Raw genomic sequence first — 19296 nt, 5'->3', positions numbered from 1 at the left:
AATGAAGCAAAGGCGCTTCATTGCGCCTCTGCTTATTGTGTAAATGTATTATTTTACATCGGTCATATCATAAAGTCTGTTCTTATCGGTAAGGTATCTTTCATAGGAAGATAGTGCATAGAAAGCTTGATCTGTCGCCATTAGATCAACCTCACCTGGCTTCGCACCGCCATTATCTGCTCCATCAGATTTCACATGATAGAATCCGCCATTAGATGCAGCGTAGCCCAATAGTGAGTCTACGACAGAATGACCATTTTTAACAAATCTTGAATCTTGATCAGGATTAATTCCAAGTCCAGTCAAGGCTACGATCACTTGTGCAATACTTTCAGAGTTCAGTGCATTCCAGCTTGTATAACCACCATCGGATTGTTGTGCTTGAGATAACCATGCAAGTCCACGGTCTACTGCAGCTTTCACTTTCACATCACTCTTGTAATATGGTGTCAAACCTTGAATAGCCATCGCAGTAATATCCGGGTCTGCACCCTTAGGTTTACTTCCAAGTGCCCAGCCCCCACCAGATACTTCCCTATCCAAAATAAATTGAATTAACAACTCTCTAGTTGTTTGCGTTTTGACATCTTCAACTACAGGAATTTCATAGTTGCTACTATCCAAAGCAATAAGTGCAAAGATTGGACCATTAATCCCTTGCTTAATTACTGTTTCATAATCAGCAAGTGGCTTTCTCAAATCATAGCCAGCTACATCCTTGATATCTTTTCCAATCGCAGTAAGTGCTAAGATCACTCTGTCATATTCCGTGTATTTTACATTATGAAGTTTCCCAGCATTGTCTGTAAGTGTCTGTACCACATTTACATAATAGTTAGCATAATAAGCTGGATCAATTTGCTGTCCAGAACGGGCTAAACCAAGCACAGTCCAATCGCCGCCAATGCTAGCAATAACAGGGGCGGTTACAGATGCCTGTAAGAACGAAGCTGTTTTTCTAAGCTGATTATTAATATTAGTAACTTCTAGCGATGCTTGATAAGCAGCAGTATCCTGCTTATATAAATAAGATCGGACAGCTACAACAGCTGCCATTTCTCTTGTCACTGCTGCTTGTGGATTAAAGCCTGTTGCGTCACCAACCATTAAACCTAAGGCAACTACCGCTTCAACATCTGGCTTAGCCCAAGCTGATACTTTATCAATATCTTTAATGGAACTTGTAGAGACACCCTTAGTCAGTTCCAACGCTCTCGCTATAATTACTGCTATTTCTTCACGTGTAATTATTGCTTGCGGATTGAATTTATTGTTGTAGCCATTAATTAAACCATTTTTGTAAGCTACATTAATATAAGGATAGAACCAATCTCTACTTGCTACATCGGTAAATGTTATCGCTTGATCTACTTCAGTTTCGAGATTTAATAGTGATACTAATATTTTAGTGAATTCAGCTCTAGTTATCGATGATTGCGGATTAAACTTACCATTACTACCTTGAATAAAGTCTTGATTTGTTGCTTGCTGAATAGCATCAACTGCCCAAGCTGAAATTGTATTGTAATCACTGTAGAGTGCTTTAATTGAAGGCTTATTCGTTTGCTCCTGGTCAGTCTCAGAATTAGCGATATTACCATTATTCGTATTTGAATTGTTACCATTTGTTTGATTATTACCATCTCCAGAGGCTCCGCCTTCAGTAGAATTATCGTCTCCATCTTCGGCAGAATCATCATCTCTATCACAAGCGGCATTATCGTCGTCCCACTCACATGGATCGACACCTAGATCATCACCCAAATTAGTCGTATATCGCCATTGTAGGGATTCTCCACCTTGAAGATTATATAGACTAGCGCCATAATTCGGATAGATCCCGTTGACATTGTACATCCAACCGCTGCCTTCGCCATGGTCAAATTCACCATCACCAACAATAGATTGAATGTAGACGCTGTTGTATTTTTCTGTCCATTGATAGTTATAAGCAATAGACTTACTATCTAACACTCGTTTCAACACCGACCAAGCTGTATCACCAGTTTGCAGCTCGACAATAATTGGACTAACAACATAACCTTTATCGATCGTTAATTTATCAACGGATAAAGTTACTGTAGCTGTAGTAACTCCACCGTTTCCTGGATTGCTGGAATTCCCTCCATCTCCTCCACCACCAGATTGATCAATGGTAGCAGTAGAGTAGGCAACGAAATGTGTAAAGTGATTCGTTTCGATAATTAAATCATTACCTCGATCATAAGCAAATTCTGATAAGCCACTCGCTATCCCTTCAGCTTTTGTAGCAAATTTCGTAATAGGGTAAATAGAATTCTCTTGAATATAAGCAGCCTCTTGACCTGCCGCTCCAGTAAAGGTCATTGTGACAAAGTTGCTAAATTCTACTTTTGAAGAACCACCCATCGTAACAAAATACGCGATATCTTCGAGTTTTTTATTTACTGCCATAATCGTACTAATCTGTTGACTTAGCGCATCAGCATCGAATGTAGCAGTCGTAAGAAGCTCAATTGAACTTGTCGTATTATTTTCGACTTTTGTATCCTTAGCAATTGCAATGGATATATTCCCTTTTGTAGCTGTAATAGCTGGCAATGCTAATTCAGGAGTAACATTGATACGAACAGGGTCAACTTTCTGACTATCTATTAGAATAGTAATCTCTTTATTGTTATCATCCGCTGTAATAGCAATTTCATACGGCTTACCATCATCTGCGATCTTAATTTCAGGCGTATTACCTTCTGGAACTTTAATAGAACCATCATCTTCATCAGGTGTATCAGGTGTATCAGGAGCTTCCTCTTTTTCCAATACAACATCCGTCATATCAAATAGCGCAGTCTTTCCTTCTAGGAAACGCTCGTAGGCAACTAAAGCATATGTTCCTTGATCTGTCGCCATCCCATTAACACCAGTAGTAAGTGTGTGCTTAAATCCTCCGCTAGGAATCGTGTATTCCACAAGTGCATCGACTGCTGATAATCCATTTTTAATGAAACGATCATCAGAATGTGGATTAATGCCAATTGCCGTTAACGCAACAATTACTTGTGCGGTGCTCTCTGCATTTTCTGCTCCCCAAGTCATATATCCACCAGTCTTTAATTGAGCCGAAGAAAGCCAAATTACTGCACGATCTATTACTTCTCGAACTTCAGCATTGGTTTCATAGTATGGAGCTAGTGCTTGAATCGCCATCCCTGTAATATCAGGATCAGCTACTGCACCACCTAATGCCCATCCACCAGCGGAAACTGAATCCTTATTAATCTCTTTACCCAAAATATATTCAATAAACATATCCTCAGTTGATTGGACAGCGACAGAGTCATTGATTGGGAAAGGATACTGATATGTATTCAATCCAATAAGTGCGAAGATTGGACCATTAATCCCTTGCTTAACAACATAACTATAGTCTGCAAGAGCATATGAAATATCATATCCGGCAACATCATATATATCTTTTCCTATAGATGTAAGACCAAGTATTAATCTGGTATGTTCTGTTCCTTTGACTTTATGTAGTAGTCCTTTGTTGGCAACCATTAGCTGTGCTACATTTTTCTCGATATTTTCATAATAAATATCATAGTAACCTTCTGGCACATCATAATTGGCTCTAGCAAGTGAAAGGATTGACCATTCACCACCACCAGTACCAAACGTCGGATTAGTTACTGTGCGAAGAATATATGCTAGATTAAGTTCTAGTTGATTAGCAAGAAATATAGCATCTTCAAGTTCAGATTGAGCTAGATCTACACTCACTTGATCACTTTCCAAATCGTTAAGAACTATATTAGCCTGATCATATGCTTCAAGCACATAAGATTTCGATAAGAGCTTCGCTTGTATCGCACTATTATCGATTGCATCAATAGCCGCAGATAGACCCTCTGTATTAATTAATATAGCGTCATTACTTACCTCAACTTGTCCGACCTCAATACTTTCACCAACACTTGCCAATGCTACAGATCCATTGGTCATAGATGTCGATAAAATCAAACTGACAATCAATAACCATGCTAACCATTTGTTTCTTCTCACTTCCAAAAACTCCTCTCAAGCTTCTCTAGTTGCATCCTAATCACAACAAAAAACCTCTTACCATGGGATAAGAGGTTTAAAATTGCGATAGGTTGTCACTTGCACGCAAAAATAAACACCTTCCTATCCATCGTAGAAAAATTGGTGTGACACGATAGGCAGGTATTCTGGCTCAAGATTCATCATTTATGCCGCCTTCCCAGTTTCCCAGTGGCATTAAGCATAAACTCCTCTTTTACAGCGGCGGGACCGCGTGGGATTTGCACCCACTTCCCTTTTAACCAATAACGAATCCTTAAAGGATCAATATCGGCACCTATCGTTGGATATACAATTATTTGTTCATCATAGCTGATAACTAGCTATTTGTCATTGTTATATTGTATTACTTTCCACAGCATTTTTTATATTTCAAGCCACTACCACATGGGCAAGGATCATTTCTACCAATCTTATTGGAGGGACCTACCAGAGATAGTACAGGCGGTTTTGATTGTACCTCTTGCGAGAAACTCGCTAGCTCGGCCGGAGTAAATCCAACATTGGACCATAGCCTAGTATCATTATATAGTTCAATGACCAACGCCGTTACTTTTTGTATTTGCTTCCTGCCTTTGAATACTATATCTCTTCTCTCAATTTCGAACACAATTTCATTTAACGGTTCTTCCATTGAGCAAGCAAGCTGTACATCATCTGTAATATCCGTAGCTAGCATAACATTCACATGTAGCTCATCAACTAAGTACTGATAAAGTTGCTTATAGCTAGGAGTAATCTCGAAATACAAATCATCCGCGTACTTTAAGAAGCTCTCTTTGCTCGGCACATATCTAGGCTTATCCTGCACTAACTCAAGTAAGTCCTCATATTCCTCCATATTGTCCTCTTCAAAATAAGTACAAATGAATTGACCATTGTACCAATCATAGCTTTGAGGTCTTTGTAAATAGTAATTAGCAATATTCTCAAACTCTTCCATCGAAATCGGTTGTTCATTGTGTCCATTATATATATCAACGAGTTCCTGTAAACTAATTGTTCCATACAAATGAGCAGCTGCTAATGTATATTGTAAAACTAACTGCTTTGATTCACGATCTTTCATTAATTCATTCCAATTTAACTCATCATACAGAACTTTAATCTCTTCAGGGATGACGTAGATAAGCTTCTCTTGATGATAGAATGAATACAAGATACCTTGCATTTGAAGGAAGCGATACTTTCCAGGTATAATCTCTACCGTCAATTGTTCTGGATTGTGGTACACAGCTTGCCAAAACTCAAGTTCTTGATCCGTCGATAACATTAGACTTTCTGTTAAATATTCAACACTTGCAAGATGTTGCGTTAATGCGGACGCTAAATTTTCTTTATTCAATTTAGAGTAACCTACAAGTTTTACTTTCTTCGCAAATTGTATTAACTCGTCTTTTTTAACTTCTGTTAACAGCTCAGCTAGCTTGTACTTAGCTTCACTATGGATCGCATATTCTATATTCAATGCGTGATATAATGCCGCTTCAGATGATTCCTTCATATTCAACCCTCAATCTATTCGAATTATTTCTGTACTATTAAGTAAGTATATTACATTATAGCATTAGAGCAACAAGAGAACTAACTTCGAAAGGAAATTATATGTGCTTGCAATACTTACTGCTACCAATTTGGCAGCTCCTTTTCTTGCGGATAAGCAAGAAGGCGTTCTCGTCATTAACAAAACCGTTTCGTTGCAAACACTTCATTCCAAGCCTTCTTCAATTCGGATGGGAGCTTAGCCTAACAAGTTAAGCACTTACCCTATTTTCAAAAAAAATAATATACTTGAAGCAATTTCATAATGGATAGTTACAGAATTGTGGACGTTGGTTTACTAAGGCCATCGCTTGCTTTTCGATTTGCTTACTTTTTTTAGGAGACCTAAGTAGTAACTTTTTTTCGTCTTTTAATCTCATTAGTTCCGTCTAAAGTCACGGAATCAGGGATCAATTTGCTCTAATTATAGAATTGTATTTGTAATAAACACGTATTTTTCTATATCCGGTATTAAAGTATTTATTAAATAGTTCTTTCTTTCTATTTACCAATGATTAGATTTTTGTAACAATTATAAATAATATCTAATAACTAGTAATTACTGGAGGTAAGTATCAAAATGATCATAAGCAAAAATAAGAACATTGTATTAAGCCTAACTATCGTTTTATTTGTCCTACTGATGCTGGTATATCCGACACCTGGAATGGCAAATTCCTCTCCTAACGTCGACTCAACAAATGTTGAATTATTACGCTCCGACTACAAGATAATCGATGGCAAAATGAAAGTAACCGCTGACGTGCGAGTTCAAGTAGGTGAGAAAGTTTCGCTCTTAGTTACTGGTTATGATAAATCTGACAACATTATCGCAATCAAACAGACTAGTACTCACATATTCGGTGGCAATACGCACGTATTTCAACTGACCATGGACAACGGAGAGCAGCTCGACAATGTTGACATTCAGGCTCTAGGAGCGACTGAAGAACCTTATAAAATCTTAGCCCAAACCACTATTATACACAAAGATCATGTGGAAGCTGTGGTCGCTGTAAAAAACGGACCTATGTCACAAAAAATGAATATAGTTGCCAAGGGGATTAATAAAAATGGTAAGATCGTTGAAGTTAGAGGGACCGGAAGTCATGCATTTGATCAAACTATTCTAATTTACAAGATTAAACTTGAAGCCGTTAATGATATCGCTAAAGTACAGTTTCTCGTGCTCGTTGATGATCAGACCTATTTGGTTGATTATGGAACATACATAAAAGATGGAAAACTCATCGTCACTTCCGTTTTAAAGAATGGTGACAAGTCGCAGCAGATCATGTCCAAAGTAACTCCGTTCACCGTCAATGGAAAAGAATTAGACATTCTAACAAAATCAAGCTTTGCATTCAGCAATTCTACTTATGATCTGAAAATGGTAGTCAATGATAAAAGTGCTAACAGAGTCGATCTTAAGTTTTATGACGAAACAGGAAAGAATGAAATTAAAAAGCGCGACGGCATTATGGTTACCATTGATGGACAAGGACTGGCAGTCAAACAACCGCCTGTATTGAAAAAGGGCAGTGTTAGTGTTCCTATGAGAGATATTTTCGAAGCTTTAGGAGCTGACATTAAGTGGAATCAGAAAACAAGTACGGTAACTGCAACTAGAAGCAGCAAAGAAATTACTCTTCAAATCGGTTCCAAGCTCGCCTATATTGACGGGGAGCAAGTAACTCTATCTGTTGAGCCTGCTATTATTAATGGCAGCACCATGGTTCCTATAAGGTTTGTAGCCGAAGCATTAGGATCACAAGTATACTGGGACAATGCTTCACAAACCGTTTTAATTATAAGGTAGTAGTTGACTTCTGTATTGAAGTATTAGTTATAATGCAAAAACCCGAGAACGGACGCTTTTCTCCCAGTGTCCATTTTTCGGGTTTTTAGGTTATAGTTTAACCTTCCGTTATATAATTAATTTACATCGCTATCAGCATATACTTCTGTTAGTAAAGCAGAACCCGTGCCGTCTGGATTATTATTATTCTTCCAATAAATCATCACATTTTCAGGTGTATTGGCTAGGTCTATCTTTCTAATCACCTTTTTATTATTCTCATTAGGATAGTAAAATAGATTTTTCTCCACTTTAAACGGACTAGTAACTCCATAATGTTTTCTATTTCGATCGTTAACAATATACGAACGATCAAAGTTTGCGCTTTTTAATATTTTTCCTGATCTTTCTTTCACTCTGTTACTTACCCAGCTTTTTAATTCATCATAATCTATATCTTTCTCATATTCTGTAATATCATAAAAATCAGCGATGTATTGAATAACTGGTTTACCATAGTTCGATTTCTCAATTAACAGATTTTTTTCTTCCTTATAGGATTTAAATCCTGAATAAATAAAGGAAATAAATGACTTGATTGTATGCTTAGTATAGTCATAGATAGGTTCAATCTTGCCAACCGCTTCTTCTGTAAGAATCCCAATTAGCAAATGAACGATAGTAATCTCTATTTCATCATGCTGTTCTTCTTCCCCCCAGAATAAGTGAAAACAAGGTACTAATAATTTTTCTTTCTCCAATGCAGACAATAGTGCATTAAATTCATTTATCGCTCGCTTACTCCCACTGTGGGTTAAAAATATAAAGGAAATTATGGGCTGTTCTTTCTCCAATAAATAGCCTCTGTAGTAATTATCTAATCCAATAATTTCTTCTAAAAGCTGATTATCTCCATGTTGAATGGCTCCATCATTTATTTTATTTTCAACACAGAACGAATATCTAGGAACGTTTTCAGAAAATAACTTGTCATATAGCTCAATAACAATATCGATATCTCTTGTTTTTTTTGTAAGCCCTCTTTCTGAGCTTATTACTTTCACTTCTGCTTGAACTCTTACTTCATACTTTGAATTTCTAGACAAATCTCGTATCTTATTATGATAAATAAGATCCTTATACTGCTCTCTATTTTCCAGTACTATCGGTGTTAGAAATTTTTCAACGAACTTGGATCCTAAACCGTGATTTTCATTAGGATCTAACAAGTATGCTACAAATGATGTTAAATTTGGTTCATTAATAGAACCATCGTTGGATGATAAAACTTTAAATATATTCATGGTAAACTCTCCTATTATAATAAATATGTTAAGTTAGGGAAAACGATAGATATAGTTACTATCGTAGATTAGTATTGGATTTTGAGAGTATCCCCATCGACATAGACGCCCTCGGAACGGGAAATCGACAGCTTTTGTTCTGCTGAGAAGCCGATCGTTTCTCCATCCCTTAAAGTGACGTTCTCTTCAACAATATATCCAGAAAGAGTAATCAGGAAGTCACGCAGATCGGCAGGGGATGCTTGGCTGTCCAGGATTTCGATTTCATCCTTACCAAAGGCCCTTAGCCCATAGGTATAACCATTGAGCCCAGTTTCCGTCCCAACCAGACCGTAGTAAACCAGATTCAGTAAAGGAAACATATCTTTATCCTTCATAAGTTCAGCCATATCTAGAAAAAGTTCAGGCTGAAATACGGTGCCAGATGTATAAATCCCTAATGCGTTAGGAAGCTTTAGACAACTGGCCGCCAACTTCGTATATAGCCTGCCGCTGTCCAGCGGGGTGCCTGAACGGGTAAATACAGCCAGAATGATTTGAGATACATGAGTTCGAGTAACTTCCACTGCTTCCTTCCACAGGTAGTTTCCCCCTGCATAATGCTCTGCCTCACCGTCTGGTATGGGAGCATTGACAAAGCTTGCCGCTAACATGTAGCCGTCCACTTCAAAGACCAGAATTCCTTCCTTTGTCTCTTCGGAGCTTTCCTCATCCTCTGCCGGCGAGCAGGAGATATTCCAGTCGTTCAGAAGGTTGGCTTTGATCTGATCAAGATCACATTCTGCGGAGTTCAACAAAACGAACCCGTTAAAAATACCAGATTCATTGTCCTCCGTTGCCGTCTGGTCTCCTTGGGATTGCTCAGCTTCATAAGCTGCAGCCTGCTCCATCCAGTACTCACGGATCATTTCTACCATCTTAACAGCTTCTTGCTCTGCAGTCGCAGGGTCATAACGTTGCATCTCGCTGAATACATGTCCGCAATGCTCGGTATCAGACGGATTATCATAGCCTCCGCATACACCAAGGAGCCATGTTCCGAGCATTGTTTTTTTATATCTGAATATGTAGTAATGCATATTATGTAAATCAAATTCTCCTGCAATTTCTATTTTATTGGGTTGTCGCCCGAGTTCGTGTTCATCTGCCAGCCAGTCAATCATAGATTGCATTGCTACTTGTTCTTGAGCTTTCATTAATTTCCCTCCTTAAAAAGTATGTTTTTATAAATTATACTATTACCCTCTGGTATAAGGAATCAGACTTAGTATTCAAAATTTTGACTATATGATTTATATCAGCATATAAAGAAAATGCCTCTCCTAATTATGGAGTGGCATTTTCTTTTGTAATTGTAAGATTTCTTCAATGTAAGATACCAATGGCTCTAATGGACTACCAACACTTACATTGATTTCTTTATAAATATTCCTGACAGCATCAACCATTGATAATTGGGCTACAGAAATAGACTTTAACTTATTTGAATCTGATTCTATTAAATTCCTAATGTATTGGGAAAGTACATTAAGATATTCCGCTTTCTTACCCTGCATTATTAATTCAAAAGCATTGTCAATGACTTGAGTTTCGATTAACGGCGATTTTCCGTAAGTATGGGCGAAGCTATAGAGTCGCTTCATTGTTCCTTCAACCGTTGCAGGATTTGTAAAAACTAGTATGTGAGGTTGCTCATGATTACAAATGTAATTAAAGAATGGTTCATCAATCTTAATGATCGGAACTGATGTTGTTAGCTGATTTTCTTGGAGTAACGCAATGTAGTTCGTGCAAGTAATTAGAATTGCATCAACCTTATTCCCAGCAATCCATTCAATCTGTTCCTTAACCTTTTCTTGTGCTTGTTCCAAGCTAAAATTATCATCAGATGATATTCGCAATACTAAAGCAGGGTCTACAAAATGGAGTAATTCAACTTCGTATGCAGACAGTGATTGCTCTATATACTCTATATTAGAGTAATGAGCATGTAAGCATCCAATTCGTTTTTTCAATATAATTTCCTACCTTCGATTTATTATTAAAATTGTGGTGGTCAGTTAATAATACCATATGTTGGAATCGTTTTTTTGTATCGCGTCAAATATTATGTCCCTTCATTAGAACCTATTTAGTCGATTAATTCAAACTCAATTACAATCGGTTCAAGTTCTATTTTAGATTGGCTTTCACTATTAAAAATACTCTGAACGGAAATCGGTTTAATAATAAGCTGGCTCGCCCGTTTATCAACTGCTCCGAATGAGGTCGTTCCTGTATGCAATACTTCATTTTCAACTGTAATACCCCCACCTGATTCTTCTATTCCATCCATATACACATAACCAAGATTATCTGAAATATGAAAAGTAGGGTATACAGTCCCCCAACGCGCTAGTAACTCAGGTGTAACGAGTTGCTCATATTCCATAATTGTAGATACATCAGTGTATTCAAGCGATTTGATTGTAAAATTCACTTCTGGATGCATCGTTGTTTCATTCATTAACTTTATATCACTATCTAAACGCGTTAACGAAAATTCAAATAACCAGTCTCCATTTACAACTAAATTATGTGTACTACTGTAAAAATAATCTGGGTTCATCGTAATCTGTACTGTTTCTGGAAACTCATCATTAGGAAAGAGTGGTATATAGTTAATCAAACCACTATATTGTGTATCGCTAATATTTCTTATACTTCCACCTCCAATATACATGCTAGCACCATTTACAATAAACCAATTTAAACTAGATGGTGCTAAATCAGTATCAAAATCTTTCTCCGTTTCAACGATATAAGAAACAGTAATATTTCTACCGTCATATACAGCTTTATCAATCATAATTGTGATACCATTGCTCGATTGAACAAGACCAATATCATTAGAAAATTGTTCAAATTTAGTGAAGCGATTGAAATCGTCTTTTATATAACTCATTAAACTATTAACAATTGGAATTTGTGCCGCTATAGTCGGAAATGCAAATCCTGTAACAGTCGTAATACCAGCCATAAGGGCAGCAATAATAGCGATATTTTTCCACAACGATGGCTTTTTATGCTTATTCAACACATAGTGCTTCACTCGCTGTTTTTCGATTTCAGTGACCTCTAACAGCTCTAAACTTTCAATATCTATATTGACCCATTCATTCATACTCATATAAATAACTCCTTTAATGTTGTGTTTGATGCAAGAGTTTTTTTGCCTCTATATAGGCGATTATCTACAGCAGCTTTCGATAAGCTTAACTGCTCAGCAATTTCACTATTGGAAAACTCCAAATAATATTTCATAACAAAAATTTCACAATCTAATTCGCCTAGTTGACTAAGAGCCATTAATAATGTATTTCTTTCTTCCTGTTTCAAAATGTTCTCTTCTGTATTTAATGTACTTGCTTTTTGAATAAGCTTGTCATCTGACTGTTCGCGTACCATTCTTTTTTCAGCCTGACGATAACGATCAATCGCTTTATATTTCGTGATGATGCCAATCCACTTTTTAAAATCGTTGGCATCACCATGAAACTGATAAGCGTTGTTCCACACCATTAAAAACACATCATTGATACATTCATCTATAGCGGATGGATTCGAAGTATACAAAATTTTAGTTGCAATAACTTTAACGAGTGGCATATACCTATCAATGATGTACTCAAGTGCATCTTCTCTTTGTTTTTTTAACCTTGCTATAAAATTTTCAGAAGAACTTTTCATATTAATATCTCCTTCATTTTTGAAAAAGCTTTTTCATATTGTACAACGAAACTCACTAAACTTTATTCTCAACAAAAAAGACTAGTACTCAAACAGATGCATTGAGTTCTAGTCTTCTTGAAGTTATTTAGTTTGCGTAATAATTGTTATTGAGATAAAAGTTTGTAAGTTCACACTTACAAAAACTCGGATCTATATTTAATGGATTGTCCACATAAATATATCACTTTACCTATCAGGATTGCTACTTTTATCCTTTTATTTTAAAGATAATTTCAACAATGATTACTCCTTAATGAATATTAAGAAGTGGTCATTGTTGTGAAGTAGTATTCCATTACAAGTAAAAACCCCTTACAAATGTAGGGGATCAACTTATGATAGATATAATATTTATTCTTGTTAAGTGATGCTTTCTAATAGAAGTAAACTTATTAGGAACGACCACATTTCACAAACCAAAACAATCAATTATGTGTCCTCAGAGGAGTAATCAAGAATAAAGTAGACATTTGTGTTTCGTTAGGAAGTACGACAATGGGACTAGTTTTCCCTGCAAATCGTATTCTGACACTCGCACTATCACTGTTACGAAGTATATCCATTAAAAACTTTCCGTTTAATGAAATGATAAATTCTTCTCCACTCATCTCTAGTAAAGGAACTTCATTCTCAACATCCCCAATTTCCGCTGTTCTGGATAATAGTTTTAATTTATCAGTATCAACTACTAGCCTAATAATATTCTCGCTAGCCAATACAGATACGCATTCAACCGCTGTCAACAAACTAGCTTTATCAACTAAGATTTCACACAAATAAGATTGTGGGATCACATTCTTTATAGATGGAAAAGTTCCTTCAATTAGAGCAGTTTCGACTTTCAGTCCATTTGCTATAAATCTTATCCGATTATTGCTCACTTCAATTTCAGTTGTTTCATCTTCATTGCTCAACATTTTTGATACTTCATAAATATTTCTTGCAGGAATAATAGCATTAAAACTCTCGTTTGTATTATTTTCTATATGTAAAGTTCGAGAAGCAAGGCGAACTCCGTCAGTAGCAATAAGGGTTAGGAAATCATTATTACAATTAAGGGAGACTCCCGTTAATACTGGTCTAGTCTCGGACGTAGATGCCACTGTCGCTACCTGTTTAATAGCCGACCTAAACAAAGCATTGTTAATTCGAAGTTTATTAGGTGGATGTTGCTCTCGATTGTTAATAGACGGAAACTCTTTCGAATCCATTCCGCATAAACGTATTTGAGAATGACCTGACATGACTGTAAGAATTAATTGCCCTTTAATTTCAAGTACAATCATTCCATCATTAAGTTTACGAATAACGTCGTAAAAATAGCGTGATGGTATAACTACAGCCCCTGTTCTTTGAATAATCACAGAAACACCGTCTTGAGGAATCATAGACTGTATTGTCATACTTGTATTACTTGCAGTAAAAATAATGCCATCTGCACGTGCTTGAATATATATTCCTGCAAGTATAGGTATCGGGCTGTTCACTGCTACAGCCTTTATTACGTGTTGCACAGCATTCATTAGAGAATCTTTCGTTATCTCAACTAGCAAAGACCTCACCTAACCTCGAATTAGATTAATTTGAATAAAAGGACTCAAGAATGTTACGCATAACTTCGGAGCGAGATAGCTTATTGTCTGTACAATTTTTTTCGATATTACTCCAAATTTCCTCCGTCAGGGTTAACGATACTTTCTTAGTCACACCTATACTCTTTCTTCCTGAACCCTCTCGAAGACCACCTCTTGTAAATACAAAGCCTAACTGACCTTCCTTATTAGAGACTCCAACTTTGATCTTATTATTGTTCATTTTGCTTCGCTCCACCATTTGATTTAAGTAACTTTAATCAATTAAACATATTTTCATTTTATCATACCATCTATATATTTACAATATTTTCAATACCATCACTAAAAAACAACACATAGTCATTCATAGGTGGAAGTGGTTACGCTTTTTCTGAAAGTGCTAAGCACAAAGCAGTGGTAAACCACCTTCAGGGGACTTCTAATGAGTATTGAGCCTCGCCAAAAGCTTTAGCTGGCATCGTAAGAAATCTTCACAGCCCGCTTCTATTTAACAACAGTGTCAAAAAGTATACTTATTCATACAACCTAATATTTGTAAATATGGTAAACTAGACTTAACCATCAGATTATTTAGTCATTAAACAAACGGAGCAGGTAAAGTTGAAGCGAAAGGGAGATATAGATACATGTTATTATTAAAATTTTTCATTGTACTTCTTCTTGCCTTCCTTCTTCCTTTTTTTGGTGAGAAGATGTTACGAAGAGTCCTCAATGTAGAAAAACGAAAAAGTTTTATATACAAACCAGTAAACAAAAGTCAAAAAATAGTTGAAAGAATATTGCTAGTCCTATTTATTATTAGCTTATTTATTCAGTTAGTATACTCGTCTCCGTACTTTGAATCTCCTATTATATTGATTATGTTTATATTTGTTTTAAATTTATACCGTGCATTTATGGAATGGAAATATCAAAAAGAATCTAGAGAATATATCATGACATTATGTAGTTTAGTGTTCTCTGCTATATTCATCTATTTTATTATCAAATTGAATGTTCTTAATTTGATATTCAACTATCATGGTGCTTAGTTCAATCAAAACAGGACTTGCGTATATGTTTTGATTTCCATATATGCAAGTCCTTTGTTACACCATTACAAGCCCACAGATAGCCCAGTATTAACGATTAGACAACCTCTGTTAATCTTCCTCTACTTTATTCTCACTAAACACAGGCATGGCAAACGCTTCTATGAGCTTGCTATGATTGTCGCTATAAGCTAATTCAAAGTTGAACCTGTTGATCTTTGCTACACGCTTCAAATCTGCTAAGGGGGTTCTTACGCTTCTTAAGTTTGTTAATCTTGTTCACATCACGCTGTATAACTCCGAATGAACGCATCAGATAATCCGAACACTCTACCATTTCATCTAGGTCTACGATGAACAATAAGGCTTCCAATCGGCTTGTAATGATACTATGAGCCTGTTCGTTGTTCCTAGCAAATGAATAGATTAGTAATGTTGCACGTTCAACCTCAGTTTGAGCGAACATGATATTCATGTATAACTCTTTCTCTTGGATAATGTCGTATACCTTTTGTTCGTCTGTAGCGTTGAGAATGATGTTTAATGCTTGATTACGGACTTCCAATGCTACCTTAGATTGTTCGAGCATAAAGCCTACATTTAATATTGCTCTTTTTGTGAAAATATTTGAACCCCTTGGTGATAACCCTAGTCCTTTAGGTGTTATTTCTTGACCGTCTTGATATTTATCAAGAAACTTCCAATATGCAATAAATACATCATCTTCGTGTATAAACTCCATCCATCCATCGGCAACTAATTCATCATTAGCATTAAATACCATAATACTAGAGAAATTCTCAACTGCACCATCTAAATATTTGGTTCTATGCCCTTCTATACAACAATCAGACCAATCAAACTTATATTCATCTTGGATTATTCCATAACACTTTAAGTCCTTTGATAATTGCCTTTCTACTTCTGATTTCAATTGGTTACCCATACAGTCAGCAAAACTTAAATTTGTATAAACTGGTTTCACTCTTCTTTCCCCAAGGAATCCATGTTTTATTAGAAAGCCCATCTATGATTTTCAGGTAAACACTCATCACATAACAGTCGTCCATCGACAGTTGCACCATTGCACAATTCATTTCGTTCGGGGTAAGTTCTAATGAAGAAGTTTCTACCCATTCAATGTTCTTTACTTCACTATTAATCACTATTTTTTGGTCATGCGAAATTTCACTAGTAACATTATCGAGTAAATCAGTTTCATCTTCATTTAGATTTACCAAATAACTAACCTTAATCAAGATTGCCTTACTCGCCTTTGTATCCATTGTGTTTTTCCTTTCCATAAAAATTGCTCTTTCATTCAAAGACAGTGAAACTCAATACATCGTCATTGTCTGTTCCATCAAGATTAAATAAAGAATGATAAATTGCAATTTCTTCACCATCTCTAATGACACTGGCATAAGCCTGAACATACTCAATCGGAGCATCAAAACGATAGTTAATTGTTAGAGATACTTTTTTAAGTACAATTTTTAATAAACCAAAGTCAGCATCTTTCCAAGTAGTTTCAAAATCTTCTGGGTCTTCTAACTTCAAATTTTTTATGTAAATCCAAAACCCATCTATTGTTCGTTGAAACACACTATGTTTTACAATGAAATCACTTAGGGTTTCTGTATCCAATCGTTTTCACCTCTATATATAATATCGTGCTATCATTGAATTGAGTTATTGTGTTGTCCATCTGGGTCAATAGTTACTAAAGGGGCATCAGGACTGTTTTCAGGAGTAAGAATAACTTGTTTTTTGAGCAGTCTGGCAATAATATTCATATATTCAAAAACTTCTTTAGCTTTTTCAAGCTTTTTTATCTGTCTAGGAGATATATCAAATTGAAGTTCTTTCTCATAAAAGAAATGACTGTTAATTGTAACTCCTTTAAATTCAACTGAGATGTAGATACTAAATTTCTTCTTATTTTCAAAGAGTTCTTGTGCTTCAAGATATGAAAAATCAATTTGATTACCATCTTTAAACATTTCAATATGCCATTTTGATTTAGTCACCAAATCCAAGAAGGATTGCCAGTCGTGCAAATCGCAATTTAATACATATATATCTCTTAGACTGCCGTCATCATAAAAAATATCATTGATACTTTCATTTGTTATATCCAACAATCATCACTTCCCAATTTATATAAAATCATTCTTTCAACAAAGTAATAGTACCATATACTGGAACAAACGTCTTTGTCATTTCGCTTCAAATTCAACTCATGGGTAGCTGACAGGATATGCTATGGGTTTCTCAACTTATTAAAAGCATAATTTTGAATTAAACTATCCCTCAGTGTGTCCCCATACAAAAAGCCACTCATATGTCCACTAATACTTTGAATTACACTAATATCTTCTCCTGCACGTACAAGACCAGTAATGAAGCTATGTCGTGTCTGATGGGCGTTATGTCCATTCTTCTGCATTAGATGTTGTACGCTTCTAATGCTAATTCGTTCTTGTCTATTACTCAAAAATAAAGCTGGATGGCTATCTGTTCGTTCTTCTAAATACTTTTCAATTGCTCTTCTAGCCTCAACGTTCAGTGGTAGTTTTCGCTCTTTGTTTCCCTTACCCAACCTAACAACCAACGAGCCTTTACGCTCGCTTACATCAACGTCTGATCGGTCTAAAGCGACTAATTCTGACACTCTGATACTAGTCATAAGCAACGTCATGAGAATTGCAAAATCTCTTTTATTTCCAGTACGATCTATGTCTCTTATCAACTTGTTACGTTCAAGCTTATCCATTGCTTTAGGTGCTTGTTTCTTTATATCGGTTACTTTGACAACTGCAATATCTTCAATAGTATCGTGTTTCCCAGCCCACTTAGAAAATGACTTTATAGCATTCCATATCTTATTGATTGTGGCTGCTGATTTCTTTTTAGCAGTTAAATAGTCTATATATTGTTGAACATCAGACCTTGCATAATTAGCAATGTCTGTTCCTGCACCATCTAACCATTTTTCAAACTGTAGTAATGCATGATGGTAGGTCTTAATTGTTGTTGCTGACTTACCTCGAAGTCCTTCATCAATATACTTGGTTAACATACACCTTTCCTCCCTTAAAATGATGATAAATAATTCTACGCAAATATTAAGTTGTAAGTCTAACGACAATCCTATCGTGGTGCTATCGGCAAAATTTTATTGTGCCTAAAAAACCGTTGTGTGCATTAGCTTTTTCAATTCCAGGAAAATTGATTGATTTACGATTCACTCACCGTTAGAATATAGTTAATATACGGTTATTTACCTTTATTTTGTTATCGCTATCGTGATTAATAACATGGGTAGCTGGGTGGGTCTGTTATTGTCGTAATGTAATCACTTGACTCTATCAAAGTTCAATAAGCTAACGGACAAGTTTCTGTAACAATATATTTGTACATATTTAGTTTATATCGGTAATATAAGGAAACCATATTTTGTTGTTGGGGACTAGAAAAGGAGGAAGTCTATGGTTCAATCACTCATCTTTGATATGGATGGAACACTTTTTCAAACAGATAAGATTTTAGAAATATCACTCGAAGATGCTTTTAATCATTTGAGGTCACTAAATGAATGGGATAGAGAAACTCCTATTGATAAATACCGTGAAATAATGGGCGTACCTTTGCCAAAAGTATGGGAAGCTTTGTTACCCAATCATTCCATTGAAGTAAGAGAACGAACTGATGCTTATTTTCTGGAAAGATTAATTGAAAATATCAGAAGTGGAAAAGGTGCTTTATATCCTAACGTAAAGGAAGTTTTCAGTTATTTAACTGAGAGTAATTGTTCAATTTATATAGCAAGTAATGGCTTAACGGAATATTTAACAACGATTGTTAATCACTATAATTTGGATAATTGTATTACTGAAACATTTAGTATTCAGCAGATTGAATCGTTGAATAAATCAGATTTAGTTAAGACTATTGTAAAAAAGTATGGTATTACCCATGGAGCAGTAGTAGGAGATCGCCTTTCAGATATAAATGCGGCTAAAGATAATGGGTTAGTTGCAATAGGATGTAATTTTGATTTTGCACAAGAAGATGAACTTTCTCAGGCTGATATAGTTATAGATGACTTAATTGAACTAAAAACAATAGTATCACAGTTAAAGGTTTACGCTATCGGGGAACTATAGTTCAAT

The 19296-nt window shown here is 35.8% G+C and carries 17 protein-coding genes and 1 riboswitch; of the genes, 3 read left to right on the top strand and 14 right to left on the bottom strand.

Annotation, left to right across the window (positions count from 1 at the left end; translation table 11 throughout):
- Nucleotides 1-48 precede the first annotated feature (48 nt).
- Together AC1TPB_RS01810 and AC1TPB_RS01805 are read right to left on the bottom strand one after the other, a co-directional pair.
- A complete protein-coding gene (locus AC1TPB_RS01810; protein WP_482074913.1) occupies nt 49-4041 on the bottom strand; it encodes an S-layer homology domain-containing protein in 3993 nt (1330 codons plus the stop codon).
- Between the two features lie 140 nt (nt 4042-4181).
- Nucleotides 4182-4376, bottom strand: a riboswitch (cobalamin riboswitch).
- A 50-nt stretch (nt 4377-4426) separates the two neighbouring features.
- Nucleotides 4427-5584, bottom strand: coding sequence for a YecA family protein (locus tag AC1TPB_RS01805; RefSeq protein ID WP_482074912.1), 1158 nt, complete (start codon nt 5582-5584; stop codon nt 4427-4429).
- Nucleotides 5585-6202: 618 nt separating this feature from the next.
- On the opposite strand from AC1TPB_RS01805, the gene AC1TPB_RS01800 reads away from it, so the two are divergent.
- Nucleotides 6203-7441: a copper amine oxidase N-terminal domain-containing protein gene (locus AC1TPB_RS01800; protein ID WP_482074911.1), complete on the top strand. Its 1239-nt coding sequence runs from the start codon at nt 6203-6205 to the stop codon at nt 7439-7441.
- 116 nt (nt 7442-7557) lie between these two features.
- On the opposite strand, the gene AC1TPB_RS01795 is transcribed toward AC1TPB_RS01800, so the two are convergent.
- From AC1TPB_RS01795 to AC1TPB_RS01765, 7 genes are all read right to left on the bottom strand, one after another.
- Complete coding sequence (locus tag AC1TPB_RS01795) at nt 7558-8724, bottom strand: PD-(D/E)XK nuclease family protein (protein WP_482074910.1); 1167 nt, start codon at nt 8722-8724, stop codon at nt 7558-7560.
- 68 nt (nt 8725-8792) lie between these two features.
- Entirely contained in the window at nt 8793-9920 is a 1128-nt protein-coding gene (locus tag AC1TPB_RS01790) for a DUF4261 domain-containing protein (protein ID WP_482074909.1), read from the bottom strand.
- A gap of 126 nt (nt 9921-10046) precedes the next feature.
- Complete coding sequence (locus tag AC1TPB_RS01785) at nt 10047-10745, bottom strand: hypothetical protein (protein WP_482075079.1); 699 nt, start codon at nt 10743-10745, stop codon at nt 10047-10049.
- Between the two features lie 110 nt (nt 10746-10855).
- Nucleotides 10856-11893, bottom strand: coding sequence for a DUF4179 domain-containing protein (locus tag AC1TPB_RS01780; protein ID WP_482074908.1), 1038 nt, complete (start codon nt 11891-11893; stop codon nt 10856-10858).
- Nucleotides 11890-12453: a sigma-70 family RNA polymerase sigma factor gene (locus tag AC1TPB_RS01775; protein ID WP_482074907.1), complete on the bottom strand. Its 564-nt coding sequence runs from the start codon at nt 12451-12453 to the stop codon at nt 11890-11892. The genes AC1TPB_RS01780 and AC1TPB_RS01775 overlap by 4 nt, the downstream gene beginning before the upstream one ends.
- A 467-nt stretch (nt 12454-12920) precedes the next feature.
- Nucleotides 12921-14057 (bottom strand): DNA polymerase III subunit beta, encoded by a 1137-nt coding sequence (dnaN, locus tag AC1TPB_RS01770; protein ID WP_482074906.1) that lies wholly within the window; start codon nt 14055-14057, stop codon nt 12921-12923.
- Nucleotides 14058-14073: 16 nt separating this feature from the next.
- Complete coding sequence (locus tag AC1TPB_RS01765) at nt 14074-14310, bottom strand: ribbon-helix-helix domain-containing protein (RefSeq protein WP_482074905.1); 237 nt, start codon at nt 14308-14310, stop codon at nt 14074-14076.
- 406 nt (nt 14311-14716) lie between these two features.
- Between AC1TPB_RS01765 and AC1TPB_RS01760 the strand changes: the two genes are divergently transcribed.
- A complete protein-coding gene (locus AC1TPB_RS01760) occupies nt 14717-15121 on the top strand; it encodes a DUF4181 domain-containing protein (RefSeq protein WP_482074904.1) in 405 nt (134 codons plus the stop codon).
- A gap of 196 nt (nt 15122-15317) precedes the next feature.
- Here the strand turns inward: AC1TPB_RS01760 and AC1TPB_RS01755 are convergent, their stop codons facing one another.
- The 5 genes from AC1TPB_RS01755 to AC1TPB_RS01735 all read right to left on the bottom strand — a co-directional run bounded on the left by AC1TPB_RS01755 (nt 15318) and on the right by AC1TPB_RS01735 (nt 18203).
- Nucleotides 15318-16106, bottom strand: coding sequence for a hypothetical protein (locus tag AC1TPB_RS01755; RefSeq protein WP_482074903.1), 789 nt, complete (start codon nt 16104-16106; stop codon nt 15318-15320).
- Nucleotides 16072-16407, bottom strand: a complete 336-nt coding sequence (locus tag AC1TPB_RS01750) for a hypothetical protein (RefSeq protein WP_482074902.1) — start codon at nt 16405-16407, stop codon at nt 16072-16074. Before AC1TPB_RS01750 ends, AC1TPB_RS01755 begins: the two co-directional genes overlap by 35 nt.
- 31 nt (nt 16408-16438) lie before the next feature.
- Nucleotides 16439-16768, bottom strand: coding sequence for a hypothetical protein (locus AC1TPB_RS01745; RefSeq protein WP_482074901.1), 330 nt, complete (start codon nt 16766-16768; stop codon nt 16439-16441).
- Between the two features lie 32 nt (nt 16769-16800).
- Entirely contained in the window at nt 16801-17262 is a 462-nt protein-coding gene (locus AC1TPB_RS01740) for a hypothetical protein (protein ID WP_482074900.1), read from the bottom strand.
- A gap of 122 nt (nt 17263-17384) precedes the next feature.
- Complete coding sequence (locus AC1TPB_RS01735) at nt 17385-18203, bottom strand: tyrosine-type recombinase/integrase (protein WP_482074899.1); 819 nt, start codon at nt 18201-18203, stop codon at nt 17385-17387.
- A gap of 409 nt (nt 18204-18612) precedes the next feature.
- Here AC1TPB_RS01735 and AC1TPB_RS01730 point away from each other — a divergent pair, with 409 nt between their 5' ends.
- Entirely contained in the window at nt 18613-19290 is a 678-nt protein-coding gene (locus AC1TPB_RS01730) for an HAD hydrolase-like protein (RefSeq protein ID WP_482074898.1), read from the top strand.
- The last annotated feature ends 6 nt before the right edge of the window (nt 19291-19296 follow it).

It is taken from the genome of Paenibacillus sp. Y951, from assembly GCF_056786395.1.
The sequence above is the reverse complement of the archived record's forward strand: the minus strand, read 5'-3'. Positions and strand labels throughout refer to the sequence as shown.

Coding starts and splice junctions, on each gene's coding strand:
- AC1TPB_RS01790 (WP_482074909.1), bottom strand. CDS start 9,920: ATGAAAGCTCAAGAACAAGTAGCAATGCAATCTATGATTGACTGGCTG.
- AC1TPB_RS01805 (WP_482074912.1), bottom strand. CDS start 5,584: ATGAAGGAATCATCTGAAGCGGCATTATATCACGCATTGAATATAGAA.
- AC1TPB_RS01760 (WP_482074904.1), top strand. CDS start 14,717: ATGTTATTATTAAAATTTTTCATTGTACTTCTTCTTGCCTTCCTTCTT.
- AC1TPB_RS01730 (WP_482074898.1), top strand. CDS start 18,613: ATGGTTCAATCACTCATCTTTGATATGGATGGAACACTTTTTCAAACA.
- AC1TPB_RS01775 (WP_482074907.1), bottom strand. CDS start 12,453: ATGAAAAGTTCTTCTGAAAATTTTATAGCAAGGTTAAAAAAACAAAGA.
- AC1TPB_RS01795 (WP_482074910.1), bottom strand. CDS start 8,724: ATGAATATATTTAAAGTTTTATCATCCAACGATGGTTCTATTAATGAA.
- AC1TPB_RS01750 (WP_482074902.1), bottom strand. CDS start 16,407: ATGGATACAAAGGCGAGTAAGGCAATCTTGATTAAGGTTAGTTATTTG.
- AC1TPB_RS01800 (WP_482074911.1), top strand. CDS start 6,203: ATGATCATAAGCAAAAATAAGAACATTGTATTAAGCCTAACTATCGTT.
- AC1TPB_RS01780 (WP_482074908.1), bottom strand. CDS start 11,893: ATGAGTATGAATGAATGGGTCAATATAGATATTGAAAGTTTAGAGCTG.
- AC1TPB_RS01765 (WP_482074905.1), bottom strand. CDS start 14,310: ATGAACAATAATAAGATCAAAGTTGGAGTCTCTAATAAGGAAGGTCAG.
- AC1TPB_RS01735 (WP_482074899.1), bottom strand. CDS start 18,203: ATGTTAACCAAGTATATTGATGAAGGACTTCGAGGTAAGTCAGCAACA.